Source organism: Chitinophaga sp. LS1 (assembly GCF_034274695.1).
Classification (GTDB): Bacteria; Bacteroidota; Bacteroidia; order Chitinophagales; family Chitinophagaceae; genus Chitinophaga.
In genome coordinates, this window is the sequence record NZ_CP128362.1 from 8,362,138 (window position 1) to 8,374,658 (window position 12,521).

The 12,521-nt window shown below is 44.1% G+C and carries 11 protein-coding genes; 2 read left to right on the forward strand and 9 right to left on the reverse strand.

What is annotated here, in order from left to right; translation table 11 throughout:
* Positions 1-124 precede the first annotated feature (124 nt).
* From QQL36_RS34290 to QQL36_RS34310, 5 genes are all read right to left on the reverse strand, one after another.
* Entirely contained in the window at positions 125-871 is a 747-nt protein-coding gene (locus QQL36_RS34290; protein WP_083721566.1) for a LytR/AlgR family response regulator transcription factor, read from the reverse strand.
* Entirely contained in the window at positions 849-1,910 is a 1,062-nt protein-coding gene (locus tag QQL36_RS34295; protein WP_321568338.1) for a sensor histidine kinase, read from the reverse strand. Before QQL36_RS34295 ends, QQL36_RS34290 begins: the two co-directional genes overlap by 23 nt.
* 47 nt (positions 1,911-1,957) lie before the next feature.
* Positions 1,958-2,305 carry a DUF4288 domain-containing protein gene (locus tag QQL36_RS34300; protein WP_083721567.1) on the reverse strand — a complete coding sequence of 116 codons (348 nt, stop codon included), beginning with the start codon at positions 2,303-2,305 and terminating at the stop codon, positions 1,958-1,960.
* Between the two features lie 17 nt (positions 2,306-2,322).
* A complete protein-coding gene (locus tag QQL36_RS34305; RefSeq protein ID WP_321568339.1) occupies positions 2,323-3,066 on the reverse strand; it encodes a LiaF transmembrane domain-containing protein in 744 nt (247 codons plus the stop codon).
* A 340-nt stretch (positions 3,067-3,406) separates the two neighbouring features.
* Entirely contained in the window at positions 3,407-4,108 is a 702-nt protein-coding gene (locus QQL36_RS34310) for an SGNH/GDSL hydrolase family protein (protein ID WP_321568340.1), read from the reverse strand.
* 133 nt (positions 4,109-4,241) lie between these two features.
* Between QQL36_RS34310 and icd the strand changes: the two genes are divergently transcribed.
* Together icd and QQL36_RS34320 are read left to right on the forward strand one after the other, a co-directional pair.
* Positions 4,242-5,507 (forward strand): NADP-dependent isocitrate dehydrogenase, encoded by a 1,266-nt coding sequence (icd, locus tag QQL36_RS34315; RefSeq protein ID WP_321568341.1) that lies wholly within the window; start codon positions 4,242-4,244, stop codon positions 5,505-5,507.
* A gap of 178 nt (positions 5,508-5,685) precedes the next feature.
* Positions 5,686-6,918 carry an NADP-dependent isocitrate dehydrogenase gene (locus QQL36_RS34320; RefSeq protein ID WP_321568342.1) on the forward strand — a complete coding sequence of 411 codons (1,233 nt, stop codon included), beginning with the start codon at positions 5,686-5,688 and terminating at the stop codon, positions 6,916-6,918.
* A gap of 210 nt (positions 6,919-7,128) precedes the next feature.
* Here QQL36_RS34320 and QQL36_RS34325 read toward each other — a convergent pair whose 3' ends face one another.
* The 4 genes from QQL36_RS34325 to QQL36_RS34340 all read right to left on the reverse strand — a co-directional run bounded on the left by QQL36_RS34325 (position 7,129) and on the right by QQL36_RS34340 (position 12,472).
* The gene (locus tag QQL36_RS34325) at positions 7,129-8,787 is read right to left on the reverse strand and encodes a L,D-transpeptidase family protein (RefSeq protein WP_321568343.1); all 1,659 of its coding nucleotides are present in this window, start codon (positions 8,785-8,787) and stop codon (positions 7,129-7,131) included.
* A 471-nt stretch (positions 8,788-9,258) separates the two neighbouring features.
* Positions 9,259-9,474, reverse strand: coding sequence for a hypothetical protein (locus QQL36_RS34330; RefSeq protein WP_083721573.1), 216 nt, complete (start codon positions 9,472-9,474; stop codon positions 9,259-9,261).
* Between the two features lie 147 nt (positions 9,475-9,621).
* The gene (locus QQL36_RS34335) at positions 9,622-11,589 is read right to left on the reverse strand and encodes a putative porin (RefSeq protein WP_321568344.1); all 1,968 of its coding nucleotides are present in this window, start codon (positions 11,587-11,589) and stop codon (positions 9,622-9,624) included.
* 61 nt (positions 11,590-11,650) lie between these two features.
* Positions 11,651-12,472 (reverse strand): purine-nucleoside phosphorylase, encoded by an 822-nt coding sequence (locus QQL36_RS34340; protein ID WP_143708730.1) that lies wholly within the window; start codon positions 12,470-12,472, stop codon positions 11,651-11,653.
* Positions 12,473-12,521 lie beyond the last annotated feature (49 nt).

The window sequence follows — 12,521 nt, forward strand, 5'->3', positions numbered from 1 at the left end:
TATTTTTATAGCTTAATATGGTTCAGGGCCTGTGGCCGGCTTTTAATGCAGGCAAATGTAAATGTGGGCGAATTTAAAAGCTAACAGATTTTAATACTACCCGATTTTAATGCCATTATTGGGGCTATAACCCCAGCGCTAATTTCAGTTTTGGATACCCCGTCTTACTCACCGGCACCTTCGCCCCACTCTTCAACATCGCCAGGTGATTTTCCTTTTCATAAGGCTCTATCCTCGTCACCTGATTTACATTCAGAATATAAGAACGATGCACTCTCGCAAACTGCTGCATATCTAAAGTCTTCTCAAAGAATGCCATTGTTTTATTTTTCAAAAACGCACCTTCCTGTGTCACTACCTTCACATAATCATCCGCTGCTTCGAGGTAATGAATATCCTGTACGGGTATTATCTTAATTTTCCCATTGATCTTCACCACTACCCTGTTACTCTGCAATGGACTCGCTGCCGCCGTTTCTAATAAAGCATCTGCCTGCAAAGGCACCGGCACCGTTTCCTGTCGCTTCTCCAGCCATTTCTGCAAGGCTTTGTCAAATCGTTCTTTAGAGAATGGCTTTAATAAATAATCAGTCGCATTCACTTCAAACGCCCTGATCGCATGTTCTTCAAAAGCAGTCGTAAAGATCACTGCAGGCAGCTCTTCTACCAGTTCCAACATCTCAAATCCATTGATCTTTGGCATCTGTACATCCAGGAAAATGATGTCCGGCTGGTGTTGCTGTATTGCCTTTAATCCTTCAAACCCATCATTGCATTCCTGCAGGATCTGGATCTGTGTGAAAGTTCCGAGGTATTCTTTTACGATTTCCCTGGCCAGTGGTTCATCATCAATTATTACTGCTTTTATCATAGCGTTGCGGCACTTTAATCAGTGTTGTGTAAATGTTGTCTTTTGCTTCCGTTTCCAGTAGATCCTGTCTTGCAAAGAGCAGGTACAACCGTCTACGAATTGAGTTTAATCCAAAGCCTGTACCGGTTGGCTTTTGTGACAGATCGGCGTCGTATGGATTCTGTACCAGTATGTATAGCAGATCGTCTACTGACCATGCCTGTATGGTGATCGTGATCGCATCCGTGGTATCATACAATCCATACTTGATCGCGTTTTCTACTACAGGTTGCAATAGCATGGGTGGTATCATCATCTTTTCTACGTCTCCGTCTGCTTTGACTGCTGTTGTTAAACGATGACCAAAGCGGACTTTTTCTATATCCAGGTACAATTGAAGGTATTGTAGTTCATCTGGGAGCAAGATCCATTGCTGGTCTTCCCGTTTCAATGTACCTCTCAGAAAATCACTGAGCTTGAGTACCATCTCTCTTGCCTGCTGTGGACGCAATGCAATCAATGCATTGATAGAGTTCAGACTGTTGAATAAAAAATGCGGTTGCAGTTGTTGTCTGAGTTTGTACAATTCTGCTTCGCGCGCTAATCTTTCTGTCGCCTGCTTTCTGCTCAACTCCTGCCGCTGTTCTTCCAGGTCATACCAGTAAAGGCTTTTGAACGCTATGCCTGTAATCAGTAACCATCCGAAGAGGAACCTGACCGGCATTGCCTGGTGAATCCATTCCAGGTAAGGCTGATTATTCTGAAACGTATATTGCAGCGCCCATGTGCTCAGTGAAATCCAGATCAGGGCCTGAGATGTTGAAAAACAGAGCACGAAAAAAGTCTTCCCTTTCTGCGGCCGGTAATAGGCCAGGCTGTAACTGATAGTCAATGCTGCCAGCGCCAGAAAACCAATGTGGATACCACTATCTACCCAGGCGATGGAATCAGGAAAATGAAACCAGAACTGTAGCAGTACTGCCTGTACGATCAGCGATACATACCCCGTGGCAGCGAATGACCAGCGAAACGATTTATCTGTAATGAGTTGACTTGCCAAATTATTTTGTTTGTTAGTAGGTACATCCTTATTGTGAAATGTTACATTCAGTTAGCATGTACATCTGCTCCATTCAACTGCGCTGCTCTTACCTGCAACCATGAGATATAAGCGTTTGGGTCTCCGGGTTCTTCTATACGTGAGTACAGTTCCATACCATCATCCAGGGAGTTCAGGCTATTCAATTCGGGTACGTTGATAAAGCGCCATTCTACCAGTTCCTGTTTTTGGTTCCTAAAAGAATATTGCTCCTGTTTACCTAGTTCACAAGCTCTTTTCCAGGCTTCCTGTTTGCTGCCGGCACTGATCAGACGTAGCTGTTCATCGAACTGCGGTGTGTGTGAACCGGTGCCAGTGATGATCTGATATACGATCTTGGCTACAAACCATGTCATAATTGTAATATTTAAAATCAGCTATAACTTTTAATTTCAATGCCGCCAAATACGCAGCTACCTTTGATGATGAGCACCTTGTTGGGGTTGGCGCCGATCAGTTCTATCGGGCGTTTATCTTCTACGCCACCAAATACACTGCTGGTCATGATCTTCACTTCCCAGTTTGCAGGCACCACCAGTTCTACTCCACCAAATACACAATCACAATTCAGTACGATCGTACCATCAAAATCGGCTTGTAAAAGGTTGACATCACAACCACCAAAGACTGCCGATATACGGCCACCTTTGAATTTTTTGGATACAATGAGCCGGTTTTCGCCACTGAATACTACATCTGCATTGATATAATCTTCATCTTCAGGATAAAGATCCGGGACTACTTTGGGTTCGTCATCTTCATCCAGGTATTTTTTGTGGGAGCCGGGCCGGAAAACGATAAAGAGTAAACCAATTATGATTAATAACCCTGGCCAGAGGAAACGATCTACATCAAATGGCAGGTAGAAATATTCTCTTATCAGAAAAATACTACCTATTAACATCATAATCAACCCTCCAACGTTCCTGCACTCACTTTTAATCCAGATCATAAGACCTATACCCATTATCAGCATCTGCCAGGATACTATCCACTCCGGAATATCGAGATCGAGGTTATGTAATAAGAGGAAAACGCCTACCAGTAGGATGATAACACCTCTCAAAGCTCCGTTCTTCTCGTGTTTTCTTCGTCCGTAAAAGTCTCTATTTCGCATTGTTTGTTCTCATTTAACGATACAAACTTAGGAAGGGGGCGCGGGTTATGGAAGGGGGTTTAGGTTAAAATTGGGAGGAGGGCGGTAAGCGGCATGAAAAGGTCGGTGAAATTTCCAGGGTTTAATAATTAACGAAAAAAAGCGCTTTCACCTTCGGCGAAAGCACTTTTTTTCGGGTGGCGGGGCCTGCGGCCGGCTTTAAAGAGGTTTCTTTAATAAGACAGCGGGGTACGTGGCCAGCTAGCTTTTAAGAGGTTTCTTTAATAAGACGACGGGGTACGTGGCCGGCATTAAAAACGTTCCTTTTTTAAGACGGCGGGGCCTGCGGCCGGCTTTAAATTTAATACGCTGGTGGCGGTGCTACCATAGCTTTAAGGATAATAGACAGCCTGGCCGCCCACATACCCATTTCCTGCCCGGAATAATGTAACCCATCACTGGTTATTAAGCCCTTAGGGTCCTGCATAACATCGCGGGTATCAGGCGTAATATCCAGGTACTTCACTTTATGCTTCTTCGCAATCGCCTTATTCGCTTCGTTATACTGATCTATCTGCCCTGCTATATCATCACGATCACGGCCTTCAGCATACGGGGTCACACCCCAGTCAGGAATGGAAATCACCACTACATGGCTGGCCTTTCCACCAGCATAACCAATAGCTCTTTCCAGCAGCTGTGTAAACCATGGCTTATAACTATCTACCGGAAAGCCCCTATACTGATCGTTCACTCCAATCAGGAGGGTGACGATATCATACGTTTCGTTAATAGGGTTTGCATTCAGGGCATCGTTCAGTTCGATAGTGGTCCAGCCGGTTTTGGCCACTATTTTTGGGTCTGCTACTTCTATCCCACTGTTTTTCAGAATTTTAACGGTCTGAACAGGAAAACGGTCGTTTTCTCCTACTCCTTCGCCAATGGTATAACTATCGCCCAGGGCTAAGTAAGTAAATACGGTCGTATCATTTGGAGTCGTCATGGAATTTGCTTTAATCTGTAAGGTGAGGAACAAAAAGCAAATTAAAAATAATTTGTACATAGGAATAGTTTTTAAACTGTTAGGCAGGTTACATTGAAGAATCCCTGCTTTAACATTACGTTTCGGTCATTAATTAGTACCTTTGCGCTCGAATAATTTATCAAAATTACGAACACGTAAAGAAACTAGTTTTATGCCGGCAGAAAAAATATCAATGACCAATGGCCAGTTATCGGTACCTAACCATCCCATTATTCCTTTTATTGAAGGTGATGGTATCGGACCGGATATCTGGGCTGCCAGCGTGCGTGTATTTGACGCCGCTGTCGAAAAGGCCTATGGTGGAAAAAGAAAGATAGAATGGAAAGAGGTACTGGCAGGTGAAAAAGCCTTCCAGCAGACAGGTGAATGGCTGCCAAAAGCAACGCTGGACGCCTTCAAAGAATATCTGGTTTCTATCAAAGGTCCGCTGTCTACCCCTGTTGGTGGTGGTATCCGTTCCCTGAACGTAGCCATGCGCCAGGAACTGGACCTGTATGCCTGCGTACGCCCTGTACGTTGGTTCGACAAGGTGCCTTCTCCTGTTAAGCACCCTGAGAAAGTAGACATGGTCATTTTCCGCGAAAACACGGAAGATATCTATGCCGGTATCGAATATATGTATGGTACTCCGGAAGCAAAAAAACTGCTGAAGTTCCTGCAGGAAGAATTGGGTGTTAAAAAAATCCGTTTCCCTGAAACTTCTTCCCTGGGTATCAAGCCTGTTTCTAAAGAAGGCACTGAGCGCCTGGTACGTGCAGCCCTCAAGTATGCACTGGAAAAGAAACTGCCTTCACTGACACTGGTTCACAAAGGTAATATCATGAAATTCACCGAAGGTGGTTTCAAAACCTGGGGTTATGAACTGGCTGTGCGCGAGTTCGGCGATCAGGTGTATACCTGGGAACAGTGGGAAGCTACCAAGAAAGAAAAAGGTGAAGAGGAAGCAAACAAAGAACTGGCCGTAGCTACTGCTCTTAAAAAACTAATCGTGAAGGATGTGATCGCTGACAACTTCCTGCAGCAGATACTGCTGGCTCCACAGGATTACTCAGTTGTAGCGACCCTGAACCTGAACGGTGACTATATTTCTGACGCCCTGGCTGCTGCTGTAGGTGGCATCGGTATCGCACCAGGTGCGAATATCAACTACCTGACTGGTCATGCGGTGTTCGAAGCTACACACGGTACTGCTCCGCGCTTTGCCAATACCAATTCTATGAACCCAAGCTCCGTGATCCTGAGTGGTGTAATGATGCTGGAATATATGGGTTGGACAGAGGCTGCAGACATGATCGTTCATGGTCTGAGCACAGCGATTGCACGTAAGCGTGTAACGATCGACTTCTACAAGTTGATGGACGATGCAACCCTGGTAAAAACCAGTGAGTTTGCTGATGAAGTAATTAAGCACCTGTAACAAAGGTCTGTTTATAAGTTTTTAAGGGGGCTGGTTAAAAAGCAATATGCTTTTTTAACCGGCCCTTGGTGACTAGATCAGCCGGTGGCCCCGATTTAAAACCGAAAAACTTGTAAATTTTGCCCCATTATTGTATATTTCGCGATTACTCGTAACTAATTAAAAATCAAACCCGAAAATGGCAGAAAAAATTAAAGTCGCAAATCCTGTCGTAGAACTGGACGGAGATGAGATGACCAGGATCATCTGGAAATTTATTAAAGACAAACTGATACTTCCTTATCTTGACGTTGATATCCAATACTTCGACCTTGGCATGGAGCACCGTGATGCTACCAACGACCAGGTTACTATAGATGCCGCGAACGCGATCAGAGCTGTTGGTGTAGGTATTAAATGTGCTACCATCACTCCTGACGAGGCGCGTGTTAAAGAGTTCAATCTGAAACAGATGTGGAAGTCACCAAACGGTACTATCCGTAACATCCTGGATGGTACAGTTTTCCGTGAGCCAATCGTTACTTCTAATGTACCTCGCCTGGTTCCTAACTGGACCGCTCCTATCTGCATAGGCCGTCACGCTTTCGGTGACCAATACCGCGCTACTGACTTCGTAGTAAAAGGTAAAGGTAAACTGACTATCAAGTTTGAAGGTGAAAATGGTGAAGTGATCGAGCATGAAGTATACAACTTCAAAGGCGATGGCGTAGCACTGGCTATGTACAACACCGACGAATCTATCATGGGCTTTGCACGTGCTTGTTTCAACCAGGCGCTGATCAAAAAATGGCCTTTGTACCTGAGTACCAAGAACACCATCCTGAAGAAATATGATGGTCGTTTCAAAGATATCTTTGAAGACATCTATCAGGAAGAATTCAAAGCGAAATTCGATGCCGCTGGCCTGACTTATGAGCACCGTCTGATCGATGACATGGTGGCAAGCGCACTGAAATGGAATGGTAACTTTGTATGGGCTTGTAAGAACTATGATGGTGATGTACAGTCTGATACTGTTGCTCAAGGTTTTGGTTCACTGGGTCTGATGACTTCTACCCTGGTTACACCAGATGGTAAAGTAATGGAAGCAGAAGCTGCACATGGTACTGTAACCCGTCACTATCGCGATCATCAGGCTGGTAAGCCAACATCTACTAACCCGATTGCATCTATCTTTGCATGGACAAGAGGTCTGGAATTCAGAGGTCGTCTTGATTCTAATCAGGCGCTGATTGATTTCTGTCATGCACTGGAGCAGGTTTGCGTAGAGGTTGTGGAGAGTGGAAAGATGACGAAAGATTTGGCTGTTTGTATTCACGGTAATAAAGTTGAACACGGAAAGCATTATCTTTACACTGAGGAATTCCTGACGGCATTGGATGATGCACTGAAGGTGAAACTCAGTAAATAATTAGCCACACGTTTGCAATACTGATATGAGACGACGTCCTTCCTTTTGGAGGGACGTTGTTACTTTAGGAAAGTAGAGTGCTAAATGGCAAAAAAATGAGGCTTTTTCCTTCGGGAAAAGCCTCATTTTTTTGAGAACCAATCTGCCCCAGCGTTTGCTGGGGCAGATTGGTAATGCGAAAGAAGGTTATAGATTATAACAACTATTGTTTTATAATGCCATTAGTTTTTTCATGATCTTGTCTTCGCCATAAATATCTTCGTAGAACATCATCTGGCCATCCCTGCCCTCGGCTGTGTAGTAACGTAAATAAATAGGAATGCCTTTTGACAAATCAATCTGCTTCTTCTGCCCTTTATCTAACCAGGCACGTACACTGTCACGCTTGAAACGTTTATCATCCTTAATTAAATACATCGCAAGACTATCCCATTGCTGTATACGTACACAACCATGACTCATAGCCCGGTAGGCATTTCTGAATAAACCACGGTTATTAGTATCGTGCAGATATACAGCATATTTATTGAAGAAATTAAACTTCATAATCCCCAATGAGTTTTCCAGACCATCCATTTGCCTGAGTACATAAGGGAAATAATTTTTACTGAACTTCTTCCACGGTACACTATCCGGGTTCACAGCATTACCATCTCTATCTATTACTTCTAAGTTTTTCTTTGCTAAGTAATGCGGATCTTTCTGGATAGCAGGCAGCATTTCTTTGATAGAAATACTGAACGGTACACGCCAGTAAGGATACATTACAAAGTTCGACAACCTTGAATTCAGGAGTGGTGTACGGGTACGGGGCGCACCTACGATCACACGGGAGTCGAGGATCACCTGACCACTATCCCACACCATCATATGGTAACCCGGTATATTTACAAAGATGTAACGGTGCGGTAATGAATCCGGCCATTTGCGCCAGCGATCCAGGTTTACAGCAGCCTGTATCATCCAGTCATGAAATGATTTATTCATAACCTGGACGGTTTTCTTACCTGCCTGTCCATCTTCAAATAAATTAAACTCATGTTGGAAAGCTTTCACCCCTTCTCTCAGTAAAGCAGTATCTGCACCATGTCCATTGGCAGTATCCACATGTCCTGTCTGTACCAGCCGGTTCAACACCAGTTGTTTGAACGCCGGTGTATCTACGTAGGCAGTAGGCAGTGAATCCCAATGTAAGGACTGATACTTTGCTTTGAAATTCAGCAAAGCGGCTTTCAAAGAATGATAACCTGCGTAAGCTGGTTCCAGCTGATGAAAGGTGCCGGAAATGTTGTTGTCTTTTAACGCAGTGGTGAGCAGCTGTACCAGTGTGGTATCTGTCATTACTGAATCAGGACGAAGCGTGATGCTGTCACGCGGAGCAATACCATAACGGAGATGGGTAGCCATTTTCATAAATGCATCCGTCATCATGACGTCTACTTCTGCGAGCAACGCGGCGTCCCTGTCTGAACCGGTGGCAGCATGGAGTTGCTGCATAGCAGAATCCAGTGCACTACGGTGATAGATACCTGCAGGTAAACCGACTTCGTCAGCGTGGTCGATGAAATACAACATGGAATCTGCAGCCGGCAGCAATTGTCCGTCTACAGACCATTTGGCCTGATTGGCTGCGAGCTCATAAAAGTACTGTAACGCAGGTACGCTGTGTACCGGTACTTTATCCTCAAGGGCTTTGTTATCAGCCGTGTAGCTAAGTCGCTCACCTATTTGTTCCGGAATCACCTCACCCAGTTGTTTTACGTCCCTCACTATTTCTCTTTTCCGGAGTTCCCGTTTCTGATGACAGGAGAACAATGCAAACGATGCTACAAGACATAGCACGATGTCCCTTACAAACTTATACTTCATTGGCGTTTGAAACGATTAATTAAAGGTACGTATTTGAAAATATTTTCATAGAAGATATTGCCGGGGTCGTAATAATACTACAAAATTAATGCTAACATATTTCAGGGTTAATTTAAAAAATGCTGATTTATTTACAACAGTTCTTCTTCACGAACAAAGACTGTATGAATTTCAATATTGATACGACTATTTTCATCCTTTCTTCTTTTTTGCACTCAAAAAATGAATTCGAACTTCGTTGCAAAGGTATTACTTTAAAATAAAATCCTTGTTTGATATTGGACTAAAAATCAAACAAGGATCTAAAAGCAAATAGTGTAGCGACAAACCTTGTACAAATGACAAGGTTATCACATTACTGCTTTTAAAAAAAGTCAATAACAAGTTTACGCGGAAATCAAGGATCAATTATTTCACTGGAGATGGTATGGGGCAAAAGGGTCAGGATTCATCTTCTAATGGTGGCAATACCTATTTCTCTTCGTGGTTCTCTTCGATCTGATCGGCGATAGCTAATAACAGAGACATACTGGCTACTTTAGTAGCTTCTGCACGTACATGGCCATCGAGATCGTGTTCAAAATATACATCACTACCATTCAGATTCACCTTAAAGCGTGGAGAATGACCATTAATGGGCTGAACGGAATATCTGTTTCTGTTGTAAACTACGGTAAATGCCTTCATAATCTCTTCATTTTACTATTAAGGTAAACAAAGTTTACGCCAGATGATCACAGTCATACAAAAAAAAAGGGCCTAAACACGCTAAAACGGTTTAGGCCCTTATCCTAGTAATATATTAATTATCAATTCATTACATTACTACTGATTTTAGTTAACGAACCACCAACGTAATCCCAGTCTGAATTGGAAGTTATTGTAAGGATAATGCGGCCCGGCGAAATTATTTGTTGCAAAAAACGTATTCAGGTTCTCTGTTCTGACAAATGCATTGAATGATTTAATCCGGAAATGCAGGAAAGCAGCCAGGTCCGGTGCATGATATTGAACTTTTTGGGTAGTCTGATACACAAATTGACCGACTACCGGAGAATAATCGTCTGCATAGTAAGATGTCATGTATTTCGCTTCCACCCCTACCATCAGGTTCAGGTTGTTAAACAGCCGGTTTTCGTAGGCAATACGGTGACGGGTCCAAAATGTTGGAATATTCACCGGTGCCGTACCATGCACCTGCTGGAAGGTGAAATCTGCATACCAGTTCCAGTGTTTCCAGGTGAACTTTTTGCTGAACATGATTTCCAGCATATTGAATATCGCCTCTGCCTGTGCACTCGTATAGTAATTACTCATATAGGTGTAGTTGCCTATGATGTAGTAATTCACGGTCAGGTTATACTTCAGCTTCGGATTGTCCGCAGTGAACTGTATTTTGGAAATATTCTCCTTTGCCAGCGAATTGTTATACCAGCTATCGTAGTTACTTGCAAAGTACTTGTACACATACGACGGTTCTCTGTTCACATTCGAAAACGCTACTCTTACATTTCCTAAGGTAGGATTCAGGTACCTGCTCAGCATACCACTCACACTATAATCCCCGCTGTTCTGACCCGCCATATACAATTCACCTATGGCCTGGAAGTCCCATTTCTGGTTCCGGGTCTTATTGCGGTATTCCCCGTGCAGGGCCAGGTTGCTAAACTTGATATCCGCATCCAGGAAGGTACCAGTGGTATTTTCAATCCTCGCTCCTGCTGTGATAAAGTGTGCCTGGTTACCCCTGATAGGGAACTGCACCAGCGAAATGTCGTTGGAGACCGTTTTAAAATTGTGCTGTGCCTTGATAGTATCGCCGGAATATGCCCAGTTATAATGCGTGGTATAGAAGAACGTATCCGGTGTTGGATCCAGGTATGCTATCTGGTCTGTATTCAGTTTGAATGTGTATTGCACCCTGAATACCGGATCGAATTTATATACATCCGTCGTATCGTTCACATGGATCGTATCCCCTTTTCCCCAGTCGTAGGACTGCATGAAGAGGAAGCCTGCCTGGTCGATCGAACTCTTTACCGGGATGGTGGAGTTAAAAAGACTGCTGGTAGTGCTGGCATCGTTACCCAGGTTTACGTCGATGGTTTTACGCTGGCTATAGCGGGGATTATCCAGGTCGTCATCGTTCCTGATACCACCGTTCTCACCATTCGCATATTTGTTGTAGAAGTAGCTAAGGGTGGCATTGTACCGCTTATCCTTAGAGTTGTATCGTCCAGTCAGGCGGTAAATGTTATGATTCGTGGTCTGAGCGCGGAAGAAGCCAGGGGCATAGACCTTCTGGTACTCAAATCCGAAATTGAACTTGTCGGTCCGGTTCTGGGTATGCAGTACGCCCAGCTGTTGTTCCTGCTGACTACCAATCATATAATTCAGTTCCGTATACGGACGGTTCGAATAGTAGATCCTGGCGTTATCGTGATTGAACCCGTAGGCATCAAAGCTATGAAAACCTGCGTCGAAACCTGCCGTCATACGGGGAGTGAAAGCTACCGGGCGTGCCGGAGAGCCATTGTTACCCAGGTAGATGTAGTTCGCGGGCACTCTCAGAAAAGGGCCATTGAAATCGGAAATCGAGGAGTCTATTTTATAATCAGTAGGTTCTCCCAATCTCCGGTAAGTGATGGTCAGTGTGTCCGGTACCTGATGAGTAGAGCCGGAATCCTTTGTCGTCTTGGAGGAACTACCACCGCTGCCCAGGTTACTGAAACGGCTGGAGGACTGCGCCTTTACCTGCGACATTATGACCAACAATAAAAACGTAATAATTAATGACCGCATTCTATGTTTTGTTTCCTGCTTCTTTTTGTGCTAGCTGAAAGTGTGCAATTTATGTAAAACCTTATAACACGCTGATCAGTTCCCTGAAAATAAGTGTTAATTTCGGCTCTGCTGCATTCGCTGCTTCCAGCACTTCTTCGTGAGTGATCACATTTTCCTCTTCCCGGATACCAATATCAGTGATCACGCTCATGGCAAATACCTTCATACCACTGTGCATGGCCACGATCACTTCGGGTACGGTACTCATACCTACAGCATCGCCTCCGATTTTGTGCATATATTGATATTCAGCCCTGGTTTCAAAGGTAGGGCCTTGTACACCAACGTATACACCTGTGTGAACAGGAATGTTATTGTTTGCAGCAATTTCCTTTGCCTTGGCGATCAACGCTTTGGAATATGGCTCGCTCATATCAGGGAACCTTGGACCTAATTCAGCAATATTTGGGCCACGCAGGGGATGTTCCGGCTGCAGGTTGATATGATCACGGATAATCATGAGGTCACCTACTTTGAAAGCATGGTTCATACCACCAGCGGCATTGGATACCAGCAGGGTATGCACCCCCAGTGCCTTGAAAACCCTTACCGGAAAGGTCACCTGCTGCATCGAAAAACCTTCGTAATAATGAAAACGACCTGCCATAGCTACCACGGGACGACCATTCATTTTGCCTAAAACCAGGCGGCCACGATGCCCTTCGACTGTCGAAACAGGGAAATGTGGAATCGATTCGTAAGGAATTTCGATGGCTTCCGAAATTTCGCCTGCCAGGTTACCCAATCCACTTCCCAAAATAATACCTACCTCAGGTGTCAGGGACCATATTTTCTTAATATAGTCCGAAGCAGCAGCTATTTGTTGTAACAGATCACTCATTTTTTGAAAATAATTATAGTTTTATGGTGCTGATCCCTGTCATGTTTTT

Bases quoted from the DNA above. Each gene is read 5' to 3' on its own strand.
- QQL36_RS34335 (WP_321568344.1), bottom strand. From the start codon at position 11,589: ATGCGGTCATTAATTATTACGTTTTTATTGTTGGTCATAATGTCGCAG.
- QQL36_RS34325 (WP_321568343.1), bottom strand. From the start codon at position 8,787: ATGAAGTATAAGTTTGTAAGGGACATCGTGCTATGTCTTGTAGCATCG.
- QQL36_RS34320 (WP_321568342.1), top strand. From the start codon at position 5,686: ATGGCAGAAAAAATTAAAGTCGCAAATCCTGTCGTAGAACTGGACGGA.
- QQL36_RS34340 (WP_143708730.1), bottom strand. From the start codon at position 12,472: ATGAGTGATCTGTTACAACAAATAGCTGCTGCTTCGGACTATATTAAG.
- icd (WP_321568341.1), top strand. From the start codon at position 4,242: ATGCCGGCAGAAAAAATATCAATGACCAATGGCCAGTTATCGGTACCT.
- QQL36_RS34310 (WP_321568340.1), bottom strand. From the start codon at position 4,108: ATGTACAAATTATTTTTAATTTGCTTTTTGTTCCTCACCTTACAGATT.
- QQL36_RS34330 (WP_083721573.1), bottom strand. From the start codon at position 9,474: ATGAAGGCATTTACCGTAGTTTACAACAGAAACAGATATTCCGTTCAG.
- QQL36_RS34300 (WP_083721567.1), bottom strand. From the start codon at position 2,305: ATGACATGGTTTGTAGCCAAGATCGTATATCAGATCATCACTGGCACC.
- QQL36_RS34290 (WP_083721566.1), bottom strand. From the start codon at position 871: ATGATAAAAGCAGTAATAATTGATGATGAACCACTGGCCAGGGAAATC.
- QQL36_RS34305 (WP_321568339.1), bottom strand. From the start codon at position 3,066: ATGCGAAATAGAGACTTTTACGGACGAAGAAAACACGAGAAGAACGGA.